The following is an 18,053-nucleotide window of genomic DNA, read 5'->3' on the forward strand; positions in this document are numbered from 1 at the left end:
AAGATACTTGCAAATAGCAAAAGTATCAAAAACAACTATTTGAATTTGGTCTAAATAGAGTTAGTACTTAGCTTTGTACCATCATCTTATAGTCAAAATATTTTCTCCAATTCTGGCAATAGGTAAGTGTAAATAGACCTTTTAATAGTAGGCTGTATTTTATACTACTCAGACATACCAGACTCAAGTTTTTCTTGTGTCCTCGGGGGATTTAGTTTTGACTGTAATTTATACTAAGACTAATTAAGTTTAAATATCTACTCAAAAAATTATGAACAAGTCTGTCGTTATTGCACTATTAGTGTTATTATCTTTTGTACAGTTCTCTTGTAGCAAGAAAGAGCCCGCCACTCCTGCGCTACAAATCCCTCAGGAGTATGATGGAGCTAGCTTTGTAGCCAATGCGGCTACGCAAACGGCGGTACTTGATAGGCTTGCTGCGCTTACTTCAGAAGCACAAAAAGGGCGCACATCGGGCACAGTAGTTACGCGTGCGGCTTTAGATCAGCTCTTCACAACAGGAACCCCCAGCTTGGCTACTGTCATTACGCCATATTTCAGAAGCCGCTTAGAAGGAGACGGTGGTTGGTTTGATGAGCTTGCCAAAGCCAGCGGCGGCACATATACTCCTGGCCCACCTACCGGACAAGGTGGTGTATTGGGGGGGTATCTCTTCGATGAGAATGGCCTTGAGCTTGAGCAATTGGTAGAAAAAGGACAGTTTGGCGCAACGTTATACAACCATGCTGTCAGCCTGTTTTCGGGCAATATTACTACAGCTACTGTAGACCAGCTCGTAGCTATTTATGGAGCTAAACCAGCTTTTGCCAACTCGGGTTCTAACAATGTAACAGCTGCAAACAGAGACAGGGCTATGGCCAACTATGCTGCCCGCAGAAGTGATATCAATGACAATAACAGCCTTTATGTGCAGATGAAAAACCAGTTCATCAAGCTTCAGGCGGCTGTTAAAGGTGGAGATCAATACACTCGTGAACGCGACGAGGCCTTGGCCGAAATCAAACTTATCTGGGAAAAAATCAATGCAGCAACCATCATCAACTACTGCCACAGTGCCATCAGTACTTTGAGCCAAACCGCTCCTACAGACAGCCAAAAAGGGTCTGCCCTACACGCATATGGCGAGGCTGTTGGGTTTTTGCACGGCTGGCGTACCATCAATCAAAATCATAAGCGCATCACTGATGCCCAAATTGATCAGATTTTGGTATTGCTCAATGCACCACAAAACGGCACCCCCACATCATACAAGTTTGTAACCGACCCTGTCAACGAACTTCCCAAATTGACGAGTGTGATCAATCAGTTGAAAAGTATTTACGGGTTTACAGATGCACAGATAGAGAGCTTCAAAGTAAACTTCGTGAACACACAAAACCGATAGTTTGACCCTTTGGTAATGTGAACGCAATACCCTTAATGACAGGCTCGAAATCCTTGTCATTAAGGATTTGCCCTAAGTTGGGTGAGGCGCTCAAGCACTGAAACTAGACCAACAGCAGCCGTTTCTTTGTGATTAAAACTGTGTCTATGTTGGGGGGAAACTCAGGAGCTTCGCCCCTAGATTGATTCAGGGCTTTGGGAAGTACCCTCAACAAGTGATTTCAGGGTGTTTGTACCCAATCAAAATGAGGTGGGACAAAAACCCTTGAGCATCAAGAAAAGCAAACCCTGTAAGTCCTCAACTCCATATCACCCTTGGTATGGAATGCGCTTAGGGCGTTTGTTTATCTATTTATCAATCCACCCAACAAGCGGTTTTGTCGAGAACAAAAGCGTTCGTCTAAGTTTTATTTAGTCTAATCCTATTATTTTTGCAACTCCAAAATAAACATACCCGATGAAGAAGCGATTTAGTTATGTGTTTTTGTGTATAGGGGTATTTACCCTCCTAGGTTGTACAGATGCTGGAACAGAGATAGGCTCGTCTTTTGAGCGTAGGCAAATGCTGGAAAATATGGCTCAAAACCTGATAGTGCCGGCTTACCAAGACTTACAGCGTTCTGTGAATAACCTCAAAACCAGCGCCGATAACTTTGCGCAAAACCCTACAGGACGCAATCTGACCGATCTCCAAACAGCTTGGGAAGAAGCCTATATTCAATGGCAGTATGCCAACGCATATAATTTTGGCCCAGCTGGAGAAGAGGGTATACGCAAGGGTTTGATAGAAGAAATAGGCACATTCCCGGTATCAACAACCAAAATTGAAAATACCATCACAAACAACAACGCAAACTTCAATGATTTCAACCGAGATGCCCGTGGGTTTCTGACCTTGGAATATCTGATATTTGACCTGAACAATGATGATGCGGCTATTTTGAGCAAATTCTCCTCTCAAAATCGCAAAGTATTCTTACAAGCGGTAGCTAGCGACATCAAAACGAGGGTAGATGCTGTTGTGGCTGCTTGGAACACCAGCTACAGAGAGCAGTTTGTGAGCAATACAGGAACAGATGTAGGCAGTAGTACAGCCCAACTGTACAATGAGTTTGTCAAGAGTTTTGAGAGCATCAAAAACTTTAAGGCAGGCTTGCCCTTAGGCCGCCGCCCCGGGCAACTACAGGCCGAACCCACCCGTGTAGAGGCATATTATTCTGGCAAAAGCCGTCAGATGATGGTCGAACACCTCAAGGCAATTGAAAATATCTGGTATGGGCGCTCTAAAAGTGGGCAAGATGGAGTTGGCTTCAAAGAATATCTCGCCAGCGTAGAAGGAGGGGCAGCCTTGATTACAGCCACAGAGGCGCAGTGGGCGGTGGTCATGAACAGCCTCAATGCAGTACCACAAACCCCCAGAATCGCCATCCAAATTCAAAATACTCCCGCAGCTTTTGACAACCTGCATACAGAGTTGCAGCGTCATACCCGCTTCTTTAAAAGCGATATGAGCTCTTTATTGGGAATCGCGATTACGTTTAGTAGTGGAGACGGTGACTAATCAAAAATTTGCATTTGGTAACTAAACGGTATCATTTCATGCCCTTACGTCGGTATTTTCAACAAAACACCTCCGCCTATCCTTTGGGGGTGTTTCGTTTTGCTTTTGGTGTAGTGATGGCCTTTGGGACTCTACGGTTTGTGTACCTAGGCTGGATTGAAGATCATTATGTCAACCCCGTTTTCCATTTTAAGTATTGGGGGTTTGCGTGGATATCGCCATTTTCTGTGGAGGTACTCTATCTATTACATTTCATTATGGCAGCAGCAGCGCTCGGTGTCGCACTGGCTACGGGGTGGCTATACAGGCTTTCAGCAGTGTTGTTGTTTTTGATATTTACCTATACCGAACTCATAGACCTGACCTACTATCTCAATCACTATTATTTTGTTAGTGTAATCAGCTTATTACTTTGCCTAATACCTGCGCCACCTCCACCTTTCAAGAAGGAACAGCAGGTACCCCGATGGGTGATAGATATGTTTAAGCTCCAAATCAGCATCGTGTATGTTTATGCTGGCTTGGCCAAAATCAACTATGACTGGCTGGTGTTAGCTTTACCCCTCAAAATATGGCTGCCTGCACATGACCAAATGCCGCTGATTGGCGCAATGTTTACTTGGAAAATTACCCCGTATCTGTTCTCTTGGTTTGGGATGCTTTATGACTGTACCATTCCTTTTTGGCTGATGTGGCGCAGAACCCGTCCGCTGGCTTATCTGGCCGTCATTGTGTTTCATGTGTTGGTAGGGCTGTTGTTCCAAATTGGAATATTCCCCTTGGTGATGATAGGAGCGACCTTGATATTTTTTGATTTTGAATACACGAAAAAACATTATCCAAGTCTACCGAGAACCTTAACCGGTTTTCAGGGGCTACTGAGCCAGTTGCGGTTAGCGTTTTTGGTGTTGTTTTTTTTGTTTCAATTGCTGTTCCCCTGGCGGTATGTGTTGTACAAAGGCGATATCTTTTGGACAGAGGAAGGGTATCGGTATGCTTGGAGGGTGATGCTGATGGAGAAGGCCGGAACAGCTACTTTTTATGTGAAAGATACCAAGACGGGCCGCGAAGGAGTGGTCGATAATAGCGAATTCCTGAACCCTCACCAAGAAAAACAAATGGCCATGCAGCCTGATATGATTTTACAGTTTGCACATTTCTTGGCCAAACACTATGCGCAAGAAGGAGTACATGCCCCCCAAGTAAGGGCAGAGGTATATGTTACACTGAACGCTAGACCTAGCCGACTACTGATTGACCCGAATGTAGATTTGACAAAAGAACGAGATGGCTTCGCCCCTAAAAAATGGATTTTACACTATGAAGATTAAGCAGCGTCAGATTTTTGAGGATGGGTCAAATACCAAACCTATCACTCAACAGGCGAGTGATGGACCTGCAAACCTATCACTAAGAACTTATACAAAAGTTATGCAAGTGCCAAAATCAAGCATCAAGTTACTGATGGGGATACTTTTGATGGTATTTGGCACAAGCTATCAACATTTGTTGGCACAAGAATTTACAATATCTGGAAAAATCATAATAGAAGAATCTGCCGAAGTTTCTCAAGGGGTAGTGGCTATAAAGGGTACTTCAATCTATACCAAAACGGATTCTCAAGGCAACTTTCAGCTCGACAAAGTGCCTGCGGGTACGCATACCCTCGTCGCCTTCTGTTTGGGCAAGGCCATTCAAGAGCGAACACTCAGCGTAGACCGTAATATTGTTCTTGAGTTTGAGCTACAAGACTTAGACCAGACACTTGATTTGGTAACTATCCAAGCCGCCCGCGAGGCCGAATTTGGGCTTACTAGGTTACAGGCCGTAGAGGATTTTGGTATTTATGAAGGCCGTAAGTCAGAGGTCATCATACTGAAAAACTTGGTAGCCAACCTCTCTACCAACAATGCTAGGCAAGTGTATGCCCGCATTACGGGCTTGAATATCTGGGAAAGCGACCAAGCAGGCCTTCAACTGGGTATTGGTGGTAGAGGGCTAAACCCCAACCGCAGCTCTAACTTTAATGTAAGGCAAAATGGGTATGATATTGCCGCAGATGCGCTTGGCTACCCCGAATCTTATTATACCCCTCCGGTGGAGGCACTAGAACGCATTGAAATCGTTAGGGGAGCAGCTTCCTTACAATATGGCACACAGTTTGGCGGGCTGCTCAATTTTAAATTCAAAACAGGCCCTAGAGATAAAAAAATAGCCCTAAACGCACGGCAATCGGTCGGCTCTTGGGGGTTTTTCAATACCTTTAACAGTATCGGGGGAACGGTAGGTAAGTTAAACTATTACACCTACTACCAGTACAAACGCAGCGATGGATATAGACCCAACTCAGGCTTTGACTCTCACAACTTTTATGCCTCGCTCAATTATGAGTTTAGCCCAAAGTTTTCGGCCAATATCGAACTCACCAAAATGCACTATTTGGCTCAACAAGCAGGCGGCTTGACAGATCGGCTCTTTCAAGAAAATCCACGACAATCTATCAGAACACGAAACTGGTTTAAAGTAGATTGGAATTTGCTGGCCCTTAACCTGACGTACAATATCACACCCAATACCAAGCTAAATATGCGCAACTTTGCGCTCGATGCCCAACGCTTGTCAGTGGGCAATTTAGAGCGTATCAACGTAATTGACTTTGGGCAAGAACGAACCCTTATCGATGGGCAGTTTCAGAATCTTGGACACGAAACGCGCCTATTGCATAGTTATAACCTCGCCGGCCAACACAACACACTCCTTGTAGGCCTGAGGCTTTACCAAGGCACAACCTACGCACGGCAAGGGTTTGGCTCGGCAGGGAACGGCCCCGATTTCAGGTATTTGAACCCCGGTGATTTGGAAGACTCTGACTATGTTTTTCCAAACCAAAATACGGCCGTGTTTGCAGAAAGTATATTGAACATCAATGAAAAATTGAGCTTTACACCCGGTATTCGATGGGAGCGTATCTGGACGTTTGCCAAAGGATACTACAAACAGTATGTGATTGATGCTGCTGGAAATATCATCGTGAATAACCGAATAGACGAACGACTGAGCCGTAGTCGCGATTTTATACTCCTAGGCCTAGGAATGAGCTATAAGGTTGATAAAAGTTTTGAACTATATGCCAATGTATCTCAAAATTATAGAGCAATTAATTTTACCGATTTACGAATTAACAATCCAAACCTACGGGTAGACCCCAACATACAAGATGAGAGAGGATATACTGCTGATATCGGCATTCGGGGTAGAAATAATAATGTATTCAACTATGAGGTAACACTGTTTTTTATAAATTATTATGGGAAAATAGGCCAAGTGCTTCGCACAGATACCGTGCTTTTTAATGATTTCAGATTTAGAAGCAATATTGCTGATGCACGAAATATTGGGGTAGAGGCCTTCACTGAGGTATCGCTCCTAGAGCTATGGAAGAGTCGTCCAAAGCATTGGCAGTGGAGTCTGTTTGCCAATGTGGCCTGGATTGATGCACGATATACCAACACCCAAGATAATGCTATTCGAAGCCGCTTGGTAGAAATGGTGCCGCCGGTCAATATCAAAATCGGTAGTGTATTGCGGTATCAATCATTCAATACTACCTTGCAATACAGTTATGTGGGGGCTCATTTTTCTGATGCTTCCAATACCCGCCGCACCGCTACAGCCATCGAGGGGCTGATTCCGACCTACCAAGTGCTAGATTTCTCTATTGTATATCAATCTAAAAGTTTTTGGCAGATTGAAGCCTCTTGCAACAATCTCCTTAACGAACAGTACTTTACACGAAGAGCGGAAGCATACCCGGGCCCCGGAATTATCCCTGCCGACGGCAGGGCGTTTTATCTAACATTACAATTGAAAATGTAGCGCCTAGCTTGCCTGGGTACAATTGATGGTTACTTCTAGCGGACATAAAGACTAGGAAGAACAGGGTTTGGTTGTTGAAGTGTGTTTTGGTATATAAACCCGAACTTACCACACACAAAAAGGCATAATCTCAACAATTTGTCTATTTTTGTGTTTAGAGACTAAACACCCCACCCTTAGTACTTGCATCCTATGTCAAGCGATTTTTCTGCTTCCCTCTCTCCTTTATTGGAGCATTGGCGCTATGCCAGCGCTCTAACGCAATACCAACGCCGCCAAACCATCGAAGTGGCCATCGGTGATGTGCCTTTGGGGGGCAACAACCCCATCAGGGTGCAGTCGATGACCACCGTAGACACGATGGATACCCTCGGCTCCGTGGAGCAGGCCATTCGGATGATAGAGGCTGGGTGCGAATACGTGCGCATCACGGCTCCCAGCCTCAAAGAAGCCCAAAACCTCGAAAACATTAAGAAAGAACTGCGCAAGCGTGGCTACAACACCCCGCTTGTGGCCGATATTCACTTTACGCCCAACGCCGCCGAATTGGCCGCCCGCATTGTTGAAAAGGTACGGGTCAATCCGGGCAACTATGCCGACAAAAAACGCTTTGAAGTCATCGAATACACCGATGCCCAATATCAAGAAGAACTTGAGCGCATCCGCGAAAAGTTTGTACCCCTGATTCGTATCTGTAAGGAATATGGTACGGCCATGCGCATTGGTACTAACCACGGCTCGCTTTCTGACCGCATCACCAGCCGCTACGGCGACAATCCCGCCGGAATGGTAGAGTCTGCCCTAGAGTTTATCCGTATTTGTGAAGACGAAGGGTACTACAATCTCGTCGTGTCGATGAAATCATCGAATACGCAAGTGATGGTACAAGCCTACCGACTGCTAGTCAATAAGTTAGATGCCGAAGGCCTAAAGCCCTACCCCCTACACTTAGGCGTAACCGAAGCCGGAGAAGCCGAAGACGGACGTATCAAGTCTGCCGTAGGCATTGGCACCCTACTCGCCGACGGCCTAGGCGATACCGTCCGGGTATCGCTGACCGAGGAGCCGGAGTTTGAAATCCCCGTAGGCCGCAAGTTGGTCGCCCGATACGCTTCCGAGCCCTCATACCGGCAGCCTGTCGCCATTCCTTTGGCCGAGGCCGAAGCCCCCTTCAAAAATCCCTTTGCGTATCAAAAGCGTCCAACATACGAAGTCTTCAACTTGGGTAAGGACAATGTGCCGCGTGTGATGACAGACTTCAGCGCCATCAAAGACATCGCGATGGCCGACTTCAAAAGCTTTGGCTACAGCTACCTCCCCGCGCTCGACAAGTGGGGTAGCAACGATACCGCCGCCGACTTTGTCTACCTTGGCGATACCCAAGTACCCTTTATGATGCCCAACGGGCTAAAGGCTGTTTGCCGACACGAAACAGCTTGGATGGCCGAAGATGACAGCATGTGGAGCTACCCGCTCTTTGAGCAAAGCGACATTTTCTACCCTTACCCCAAATCTTTTGCCGGCGGGGATGAAGGTCTCAACTTTATACGTTTGGATGCCGCCGATGTATACAACGACGAAGTATGGGAGGCTTTCAACAAAAAGGGCTTTCTCAAAAAAAGCGCTACTGATGCCGATGCAAAAAACTTTGTCATCATACTCTCTACCCAGCAGCCCAACGCCCTACAGACCCTGCGCAATGCCATCCAGCATCTGATGCGCAAAGATATTCAGATTCCGGTGCTCATTCATCGCACCTACTCCCACACCCTCGACGCCGAGAGCCTCCAGCTGCAAGCCGCTACAGATATGGGCGGATTGTTGATTGACGGCCTAGGCGATGGTGTGATGCTGAGCCTCGACAAATACTCCGACGATAAGGCCGAAGCCCTCGAACAAGTCAAGATGCTCAACGCCCTCTCTTTTGGTATCTTGCAAGCCGCCCGCACCCGGATGACCAAGACCGAGTACATCTCCTGCCCCAGCTGTGGCCGTACCCTCTTCGATTTGCAAGAAACGACCGCCATGATACGCAAACGTACCGACCACCTCAAAGGCGTAAAAATCGGTATTATGGGATGCATCGTAAATGGTCCCGGCGAAATGGCCGATGCTGATTACGGCTATGTAGGCTCCGGAAAAGATAAAATTACCCTCTACCGAGGAATGAACGTCGTCAAACGCGCTGTCCCTTCTGACAAGGCAGTCGATGAGCTAATCGCGCTCATCCGCGAAGACGGCAAATGGATAGAACGCCCCTCTGAAACCCCAGAAGAGGCATAACACAAAGCTTATGAACAACTCAAAAGAACAAAAAAACGACCTGAAGGATTACTTCAAGTTTGGCGAATTCTTCGGATATTTCCTCCGCGTATTCCGCCCCCACGATAGCCGCTACCCCAATAGCTTCAACCTACGGATGATGCACGGCATCAACAAAATCTCCATCTTGATGTTCTTAATCTGTCTGATTGTTATCATCGTCCGAAGGGTGATGTGGTAGTTTACGATTTGGGATTGACGATTTGCGACATATGATTTTGAACCTACGATTAATCGTCAATCTGAAATCATCAATCCCAAATCGTCCCTCGTCAATCTGAAATCGTCAATCCCAAATCATCAATCCCAAATCGTCAATCCCAAATGCGTTTGTACTCTCTCCTCATTGCTTGGATGTTGCTGACTTCGGGTTTGCTTAGCGCCCAAGAGCTAAACCTAGTAGTAACCGTAGATGCCACCCGTCTGATTACCCAGCAAGCAGCAGAGCGGCAGATTTTTGCCGATATGGAAAAAGCTATGTCCGATTTCATCAACAAACGAGAGTGGACAACCGACCGCTTCCAAGCCCAAGAGCGCATTCAAGGTAAGCTACAAATCACCCTGACCGAGTCTCCTAGTCAAGGTTTTTTTAAGGGGACAGCACAGTTGCAGGTTACGCGTCCGGTGTTCAATACTACTTTTGAGACCGCTACCCTCAACTATATCGACCGCAACTTCGACATCCAATACCTCCAAGGCCAGCCGCTGATATATAATGAAAACAGTTATACTGATGACCTTACTTCGATGTTGGCCTTTTATGCCTATGTTGTGTTGGCTATTGATTATGATACTTTTAGTGAACTAGGTGGCGAACCTTGGGCACAAAAGGCCTTCGATATTGCCAACATCGCCCAGCAGTCGGGCAATATAGGGTGGCGCAGGGGGCAAGACAACCGCTCGCGTTTTTGGTTGGCCGAAAATCTGATGAGCCAACAACTCCGACCTTTTCGGGAGGGCTTGTACAAATATTACCGCCAAGGCTTCGATCGCTGGCTGCTATACCCCGACAAGGCTCGCGAAAAAATGGCTGAGTTTATCTTTGATTTAGAAGAAGTCAACCGCTTGCGTCCCGATGCAGGATTGGTAAACAGTTTTTTTGAATTCAAGACTAGCGAACTGCTCAATGTTTTTAAAGATACTCCGCTCGAAACCCGCAAGGAGCTGGTACGTGTGCTCAGTATTGTAGATCCGGCGCGTACTGCCAACTGGGCGACCTTGGCGCAGGGTTTTTAGTCTTGGGTTCTATTTTTGTAATGTTTATTTTCAAGACACACTTAAGCTGATGTTATATGAACTACTGGCTCGTAAAATCCGAACCTTATAAATATGCTTGGGCTGACTTGATACGTGATGGTCAAACCTTCTGGGACGGTGTTCGCAATTACCAAGCCCGCAACAACCTCCAAGCAATGAAAGTAGGTGATTTGGTGATGTATTACCACAGCAACGACGGAAAAGAAATCGTTGGCTATGCCAAAGTTGTCAAAGAGGCTTATCAAGACCCTACTACCGACGACAACCGTTGGGTAGTGGTAGATCTTGCCCCGGTAGAGGCATTGCCCAAACCTGTAACTTTGGAGCATATCAAAAATTCTGATAAATTAGGGGATATTGCACTCATCAAGCAGCCACGCCTATCGGTAATGCCGCTCAAACAAGAAGAATTTGATGCCATCCTCGAAATCTCTAATCATTTGTAGCCTACTATCCATTTTAGGACAATTTGGAGGGGCAGCGCTCAGCGCACAAACACAGGCCGACAGCAGCGAGGCCTTACCCTACAAACCCCGCATAGAGTTTGTGCTCAACAATACGTCGAGCTATGAGCTGATGCCTACCGATACTGTGGGTTGGGTGCTGATGCAGCGTCAAACTGCTCGGCAGTATCAGTTTGCCAAATATGATCGTTCGCTTAACGTCTTGTGGGAGACAGCCCTCCAACTCCCACACGATGCGTCTTTTATAGGCCATAGCTATCACGCGCCACACCTTTGGCTGCTTTATGAAGATAGTTGGCGGCGCACCAAATACTGTGTCCGCATCAATACAGAGTTGGGTTCTTTGCAAGTAGAAGCGCTCAACCTTACACGCGAAACTAGTATTGAGCAGTGGCAGGCCGTAGACGACGGTCTGTATCTGCTGGCTTCTCTGCGCAATCAACCGCTTTTGATTTATTTGCCTGAAGACAATCTGGGGGAGGCCAAGTTGAATCATCTTGAACACAAAGGCAACTTACAGGTTCATACAATCCAACGCGACGAACAAACAGGATACCTTCTCCTGACGGCAGCATATAGCTACCGTGTGCGCGAAACCGGTCTGATTTTTAGGGCATACCAAAACGGCGCTTTGCGCCACGAGCAAACATTGGTTTCTGATGACGAACATCATCTCCTGAGTGGCTATTGGCTTTTTTTTCCACAGTTGGGCAAGGTTATCTTGATAGGTTTATATGCGCAAATGCCTCGGGGCGCTGCCCAAGGTGTTTTCTTTGCCGAAACCAACAATCCCGAACAAGCCCCCCGATTCCGGTACTTTCACTTTGATGATTTTGTACAGTATTTTGCCAATATGCCCACCAAACGCTATGCATCAATGCGCAAAAAAATCCAACAAAAACGCGCCAAAGACAAGCATCTACTCTATACCTTGGCTACCACGATGACCCGGCCACAGGTGTCGGGTAATCATTTGGCCGTTCAGATGGCCTTTGCCCGAAGGGAGCAACGCCGTGTGCCGGTGTCGGGTACTTTGTCGCGCAGCCCCCTGTCATTGGTGTATGAGTGGCGCTTTAGTCACGCACTGATAGGCATTTGGCACACACAGACTGGCAGGCTCGAAGCCGAAGCCAATACCCCTCTTGGTGAGGCCATTTACCCCGAGCTCGAAGCTATCGCCGCTTGGGACTTTAGAGGGCTCGAAAGCTATACCCTCTACCATAACCTGAATACTTATTATTGGCAGCACAACCTGCCCGAAAAATCTATCATCCGAAAGCGGCCAATGGATGGCAACAGTGTTGGTGAGAAGGCTATTGCTCTCAATTATATCAAAATGCACCCACTAGGAGCGGGGACATTTTTGTGTTGGGGGGAACAACAGATACGCAGGGGGCAAGACAAAAAGGTGTTTTTTGTAGAATTGATTCAGTTTTAATCTAGCTTTGTAGCCGGAAGAGCCCTTATTTGCTGCAAGCCACACACGCGTATCACCAAAACAGGGTACTACTAGAAGCTACTGCCCCTGTTGCCACGAACAATACTGATCAAAATACTGTTGGGCATTCGTATAGCCTAGGCTGATGGCCTTGCGCCAATCATCACAGGCTTCGGCCTCGCGCCCTGTGGCTACCAACGCTACCCCACGGTTGAAATAGTTGATGGGATCTGTGGGAGCAAGGACAAGGCAGTACTCAAAATCTTCTAGGGCTTTGGGATAATTTTTGAGCATATAGTAAGCATGTCCACGGTCGAGGTAGGCCATCGTATAATCATCTTGTAGGCTGATAGCCCTGTCAAAATCCTCGATTGCTTTTTCGTATTGTTTGGAGGAGGAGAGCATCCGGCCACGGGTGTAGTAAGCCACGGCTCTGTTGGGTCTTATGTTGATATAGTTTTGCAATGCTTGTAGGCCAGCAGCACGATTGCCGAGGCTGTATAGCAAACTGGCGCGGTTGAGGGTAGCAGGTTCATTGTCTGCTTGGAGCGAAAGCGCCTTTTCATAGTCAGCGAGCGCTGCGCTGTCTTTTTGGAGCAACTCATAATTATAGCCCCTTTGCACATAAGCATCGACATAGTCTGGCTTGATGGCCAAGGTCTGGTGTAGGTACTTGATAGCCTCCTGATAATCTTCCTTACGATTGGCCACAAGCGCCATATTGAAGCGGGCGGCATACGCCTCAGGGTCTTGGCTCAAGATTTGCCCATAGAGCTGTGCGGCCTTGTCATAGTCTCCGGCTTCGAAGGCATCGTTTCCTTCTTCATATAGCTGTTGGAACAAGGCTTCTTTGTCTTCGCCCGGCTTACAAGCGCCTACAAATAAGACTAAAAGCCAAAAACATCCCAAAATACGGATTGTGTTTGCGGCAGAAGTTAGGATGGACAATGCTTGGGAATAGTGCATAAGTGCGTGGTTTTTTATTATTTTGTATGAGCGAAGCCAAAAAGCCTCCAGCGGGATAATCAATGGCAGGAGAGTGTCTGAAAATCAGTGGGTTGAATTTGGGCGCAACCCTACATACAACCATCAACAGGCCTAAGCCTTGTCTCATTGAGCCAGCCCTGTAATGCAAAAATACAAAGATGAGCTTATCTACAAAAAAAGCCCCCATAGTCTTATTACTAATTTTGGCCCTTTGGGCTTGTGAAGAACAGACTTCCCCCCCGAAAATTTCGGTGGAGACTGTGCGTGCGCCTTTGCGCCCTAGCGATACCTTGGGGCTAGACACAGCCCTACGAATAAGTGCTCCGGCGGCGCTCGACACGATGAGTGTATCTTTGCGAAGGCGCTACTGGAGCTACCTACAAGATGGCTTTGAAGCGCTGCGAGAAGAAGATTTTGAGGCAGCTATACAAGCTTATGATTCGGCTTTGGGGATTTTGCCAACGGCTGTAGGGTACTTCAACAAAGGGTATGCCCTGAAAAAGCGCAATAAATTCCCCCAAGCAATCGAATCTTTTGGGAAAGCCTTGGCCTATGATAGTACTTATGTCGACGCATATTACAACAGAGGCTTGGCACAAGAGGGGCTCAAACAATGGGAAAAAGCCCTTGACGACTATGGGGCGGCCTTGCGCTATAACCCGGAATACAGCGCTGCTTGGTTGCGCAGGGGGGATGTTTGGATGCAAATACGCCCGCCACGCCCCGATAGTGCCTGTGCTGCTTGGCAACAAGCGGCAAGGCTGGCGCATCCCCAGGCAGGCTCACGTCTCAAAAGCCAAGGATGCCGGTAACACGCGCTCGAACTATGCTTTATCGACACCAAAACACGATTTCTATATGCAAACACTCCTTTATTGCTTGTCCGCCTTGTTTTTATTTGCCTCCACACCCGACAATACTGAGGCCGAGCTTCGCCGTTTTACTTACCTGATGTTGGGCTCTTTTGTGATAGTGGCTGCTGTCTGGTTGATTGTATGGTTGCGTAGGCGCAGATAAACGCCCGCCGCTAGTGTAGTTATTCGGCAACAGCCTTGAGCTGACAGCTCAGCACGCCTTTGATTTGCGCCTGCCCATCCTTTGTTTGTAGGTCTATCGTGCCACAGAGATAGGTGTCGCTGAGGTAGTGTACATAGAGTTGCCCCTCTTGCTCAGCGAGGATATTGGTGCCGCTTTTGTTCCTAAAGCTGGCAACCGCAGTAGGTGTTTGTCCTAGGGTAGGGGTATAAAACCTAAAAGCATAGCTTCCTATTGATAGGGGAGCTTGGTGTGTGCCGCGTATAGTGAGTGTCAGAATCGCATCTTCAGGGTTGGCGGGTAGGTTGTAGGGGCGGTCGCGGAAGTTGGCCATCAGTAGTGTCAACACAGGATAGCCCTCGGTATCGCTGAGGTTGACATCTACTGCGCCAAGCTTGAATTCGTGATTGCTCCAATAACCTAGTTTGAGTGCCAAATCTGTTGCCACACAATGCTCGGCCTGTCCTTGGGGTTGAGTGGGCAAGCCAAGTGGTGCATTATTGACAATGTTGAGGGTATAGTAGCTCAGGTCAGTGGCTGGATAAATGATATTAGCTTCATCTTCTTTGGCCTTATCGACCTCCTTGAGATTCAGATAAAGGCTGGCAATAGGATAGCCCAAGAGCAAAATACCCCAGACGGGCACAATGACCAACCCGCTGGTAAATTCTGGCCCCAACACCACTACAGCCTCATCGCGCAGCCCCTGAAGCTTGAAGGAGTTGATATAAAAATAGCAGGTATTGACAAAGGCCAAGCCCATCGGCAGCCACCGATACCAAGGCAAGCTGAGGATACGATGCCAAGCCTCGTAGCCATACATAGTGAAATTGAGTAAGATACCACAAACCACCAAGTAGCCCACAACTACGTCTGCTGTCAATTCGGAAGTAGATTGGGTATTGAAAAATACCTTGAAAATCAGCATGCCTATCCACAAGGCGTTCATCTCAATCACAAAAGCCATCACACACCCCGACCAAAAGTCAAACTTGACTCCCATCCAATACATCAACAGTAGCAACACCGGGGTGTCGACAATGGCGATAAAAATCCAAAAATCATTTAGAGGCGCTGTGGCCAGACGAATGGTAAAGAAGGCGAAGGCACTCATAAACATCATCACAAGTGCGGCAAAGACAATATTCCCACCGTCTGGAAAAGGGATTCGCCCACGAAGATTGGACAAAAAATACCCCAAAACAGTCAAGCCGGGCAACAACGCAATATTGAGGTAATAGAAAAATTTGAGCGTATGAGTCATTGAGGTTTAGCTTAGAGGTGTAGACTTGAGGTTTATACGCAGCACTGAGCACAGAGGTTTGTTGTTTAGGAGGGCTTGTCATCCCTTCCTAAATTATGTACCTTTGTAGAGCTACTTTTTTTTGTAGCGGCAACTTGCCAACTACCAAACCTTCTAAGTTGATATGCGCTACTGTTGTAAAGTTTTTGCCATTGTATTTTTGATGACCTTGTGGCTTGCTACCGAGCTGAAAGCCCAAAAGCTCCCCATAGACCCGGCGCGCCAACAAGCACAGCTCAGCAGCCCTTATGAGACCACGTATAGTTTTTTGTATTTTTTGCAAAGCGATAGTTATCAAATAGAAGAGGCTCTGCGAACACTCAACAAACCCGATGGCTTTACACAGCGTGAGGTAGAGCTATTGGCCAAACAATTGCGGGAAATTTTAGAAGACGAACGTATTTACCAACAACTCGACAGCTTCCCCAAAACTGCGGATTATTACGACAGCCTCAGCAGAGTACGGGTATTTCGCCCTTTCGATTCTCTTCCAGAAATCTATCTTTTCCGCAATGCTGGTAGCGAAGACTGGCTTTTTTCGGCCAATACTTTGCGTGCAGTGCGGGGGATGTACCGTCAGAAATTCCCCGACCGAGCCCGCCAACGAGAAGCCGGTATAGACCTCAGCTCCCCATATCATACTTTGTATACCTTTGTCAGCAATTTGAGGGTCGAAGACTTTGAGCCTGATGTGGCGGCTTATGCCCTAGATGCAGATGAATATTCGGAGCGAGACCGAATGCGACTGGCTGTCAAGCTCAAGCAAATTCTGGATGGTAAGGGTATCGTGATTAACCTAGAAAAAATACCGCGCCAGCCCCACTACCGAGATACCGTTAGGGGGCAAGAGGTATATGTTATCAGCAATTTGATACCAGATGTATACCTTATCAAAAAAGATCGGCGATGGCTTTTTTCTGCCGAAACAGTAGCACGTATCGACCGCCTACACAACGAGGTATACCCGTTTGGCCTAGACACCTTGCTCTCGATAGTACCCAAGAGAGGGCATTATAAAATCTTAGGAATAGAGCTTTGGAAGTATATCGGTATCGGGATAATGTTGCTTGGAGCGCTGTTGTTACACAAGGCGCTTAACTATCTGTTTGGGTTTTTGATTGTAGAGTTTTTGCATAGGTATGTCAAAATTCATTTACTCAAGCGCTTTATAGCAGACATCACTAGGCCGCTAAGCCTGTGGATTTTGTTTCAGATATTGTATGCACTGATTCCTATCTTCCAACTGCCGGTCAATCTGACCTTCTACCTGATGCTCTTCTTGCGCATCTCGCTGCCTATCTTTGTGGTGATGATTCTCTACAATCTCATCAACGCCCTCAGTGCATATCTGGAGCGCATTACGGCCAGAACAGCCAACACGCTCGATGACCAACTCTTGCCGCTGGCACGCAAAACACTGAAGATAATTGTGGTATCGGGAGGGGTGCTTTTTGTCTTAGACCTGCTGAACTTCAATATCACAGCCCTGCTCGCCGGTCTGTCTATTGGTGGTATTGCTTTTGCACTTGCCGCCCAAGATACCATCAAAAACCTCTTTGGTTCGATTACTATTTTTGTAGATCGCCCTTTCCAAGTAGGCGATTGGATTGTGGGCGACAGGGTCGACGGCTTGGTCGAAGAGATTGGTTTTCGCTCCACAAGGGTGCGGACTTTCAACAACTCGCTGATTTATATCCCCAATGGGCGCTTGGCCGATATGACTATCGACAATATGGGGATGCGGATTTATCGCCGCTATAACACTAAACTCGCTATTACTTATGACACACCGCCTGAGCTGATAGAAGCATTTGTGTATGGATTGCGCAAGCTCATTGAGCTACACCCCCAAACGCGCAAGGATCTCTATCACGTGTATTTCAATGAGTTTGGCAGCGACTCGCTCAACATCTTGTTTGTTACCTTTTTTCCCGTACCTGACTTCACCCAAGAACACACTGCCCGACAGGATCTGAACCTTTCTATCCTCAAGTTGGCCAAGGAGTTGGGAATCCGATTTGCTTTCCCAACACAAACGCTCCACATCGAAGAAGTACCCGGGCAAGAGAGTCTTACACCACAATACGGCGCATTGGAAAATAACGCTTTGCGCCAGCAGGTAGACCAATGGATTACGGTAGTACATCAGCAGAATGGCAAAGGAAAGACAGCATAGCAGGCCACTGGACTTTCGTCGTTGTGTGCTTATTTTGCTCCCTTGTTATTGAAACTGAGGCCTTATTTTTTTGGGGGAGAATAAGACTTAGCCCGCAATTTCACACCAAGATTCACAAAATTTTGGAATTTGCAGGATTTGATTTTCTTGATTATCAAGGACTTTCAGTGCAAAGATTTCCCAAACCAATTGTGGTTCAGTATAACCGTGGGCTTTGAAAGGTCTCCAGT

General features: G+C 47.0%; 14 protein-coding genes. 12 read left to right on the forward strand and 2 right to left on the reverse strand.

Annotated elements, in window-relative coordinates:
• The first annotated feature begins 271 nt into the window (after nucleotides 1-271).
• The 9 genes from G499_RS0112795 (at nucleotide 272) to G499_RS0112835 (ending at nucleotide 12,322) form a co-directional block, all read left to right on the forward strand.
• The gene (locus G499_RS0112795; protein ID WP_027000272.1) at nucleotides 272-1,405 is read left to right on the forward strand and encodes a hypothetical protein; all 1,134 of its coding nucleotides are present in this window, start codon (nucleotides 272-274) and stop codon (nucleotides 1,403-1,405) included.
• 456 nt (nucleotides 1,406-1,861) lie between these two features.
• Nucleotides 1,862-2,965 (forward strand): imelysin family protein, encoded by a 1,104-nt coding sequence (locus G499_RS0112800; RefSeq protein WP_027000273.1) that lies wholly within the window; start codon nucleotides 1,862-1,864, stop codon nucleotides 2,963-2,965.
• 38 nt (nucleotides 2,966-3,003) lie between these two features.
• Nucleotides 3,004-4,296, forward strand: a complete 1,293-nt coding sequence (locus tag G499_RS0112805) for an HTTM domain-containing protein (protein ID WP_027000274.1) — start codon at nucleotides 3,004-3,006, stop codon at nucleotides 4,294-4,296.
• Between the two features lie 100 nt (nucleotides 4,297-4,396).
• Nucleotides 4,397-6,841 carry a TonB-dependent receptor gene (locus G499_RS0112810; RefSeq protein ID WP_161627745.1) on the forward strand — a complete coding sequence of 815 codons (2,445 nt, stop codon included), beginning with the start codon at nucleotides 4,397-4,399 and terminating at the stop codon, nucleotides 6,839-6,841.
• 192 nt (nucleotides 6,842-7,033) lie between these two features.
• A complete protein-coding gene (ispG, locus tag G499_RS0112815) occupies nucleotides 7,034-9,124 on the forward strand; it encodes a (E)-4-hydroxy-3-methylbut-2-enyl-diphosphate synthase (RefSeq protein ID WP_051296231.1) in 2,091 nt (696 codons plus the stop codon).
• 10 nt (nucleotides 9,125-9,134) lie between these two features.
• Nucleotides 9,135-9,344 (forward strand): DUF6728 family protein, encoded by a 210-nt coding sequence (locus G499_RS0112820; protein ID WP_027000277.1) that lies wholly within the window; start codon nucleotides 9,135-9,137, stop codon nucleotides 9,342-9,344.
• Nucleotides 9,345-9,487: 143 nt separating this feature from the next.
• Entirely contained in the window at nucleotides 9,488-10,399 is a 912-nt protein-coding gene (porD, locus tag G499_RS0112825; RefSeq protein ID WP_027000278.1) for a type IX secretion system protein PorD, read from the forward strand.
• Between the two features lie 56 nt (nucleotides 10,400-10,455).
• Nucleotides 10,456-10,866, forward strand: a complete 411-nt coding sequence (locus G499_RS0112830; protein WP_027000279.1) for an EVE domain-containing protein — start codon at nucleotides 10,456-10,458, stop codon at nucleotides 10,864-10,866.
• Nucleotides 10,835-12,322 (forward strand): hypothetical protein, encoded by a 1,488-nt coding sequence (locus tag G499_RS0112835; RefSeq protein ID WP_027000280.1) that lies wholly within the window; start codon nucleotides 10,835-10,837, stop codon nucleotides 12,320-12,322. The genes G499_RS0112830 and G499_RS0112835 overlap by 32 nt, the downstream gene beginning before the upstream one ends.
• Before the next feature lie 78 nt (nucleotides 12,323-12,400).
• Here the strand turns inward: G499_RS0112835 and G499_RS0112840 are convergent, their stop codons facing one another.
• Nucleotides 12,401-13,288 carry a tetratricopeptide repeat protein gene (locus G499_RS0112840; RefSeq protein WP_154658442.1) on the reverse strand — a complete coding sequence of 296 codons (888 nt, stop codon included), beginning with the start codon at nucleotides 13,286-13,288 and terminating at the stop codon, nucleotides 12,401-12,403.
• Nucleotides 13,289-13,467: 179 nt separating this feature from the next.
• Between G499_RS0112840 and G499_RS21230 the strand changes: the two genes are divergently transcribed.
• Nucleotides 13,468-14,121 (forward strand): tetratricopeptide repeat protein, encoded by a 654-nt coding sequence (locus G499_RS21230; protein ID WP_081413788.1) that lies wholly within the window; start codon nucleotides 13,468-13,470, stop codon nucleotides 14,119-14,121.
• A 46-nt stretch (nucleotides 14,122-14,167) separates the two neighbouring features.
• The gene (locus tag G499_RS21840) at nucleotides 14,168-14,326 is read left to right on the forward strand and encodes a hypothetical protein (protein WP_154658443.1); all 159 of its coding nucleotides are present in this window, start codon (nucleotides 14,168-14,170) and stop codon (nucleotides 14,324-14,326) included.
• Between the two features lie 19 nt (nucleotides 14,327-14,345).
• Here G499_RS21840 and G499_RS0112860 read toward each other — a convergent pair whose 3' ends face one another.
• Nucleotides 14,346-15,608 (reverse strand): hypothetical protein, encoded by a 1,263-nt coding sequence (locus G499_RS0112860; protein ID WP_027000283.1) that lies wholly within the window; start codon nucleotides 15,606-15,608, stop codon nucleotides 14,346-14,348.
• A 163-nt stretch (nucleotides 15,609-15,771) separates the two neighbouring features.
• On the opposite strand from G499_RS0112860, the gene G499_RS0112865 reads away from it, so the two are divergent.
• Nucleotides 15,772-17,823 carry a mechanosensitive ion channel family protein gene (locus G499_RS0112865; RefSeq protein ID WP_051296233.1) on the forward strand — a complete coding sequence of 684 codons (2,052 nt, stop codon included), beginning with the start codon at nucleotides 15,772-15,774 and terminating at the stop codon, nucleotides 17,821-17,823.
• Nucleotides 17,824-18,053: the final 230 nt, after the last annotated feature.

The organism is Eisenibacter elegans DSM 3317, assembly GCF_000430505.1.
GTDB classification, from domain to species: Bacteria; Bacteroidota; Bacteroidia; order Cytophagales; family Microscillaceae; genus Eisenibacter; species Eisenibacter elegans.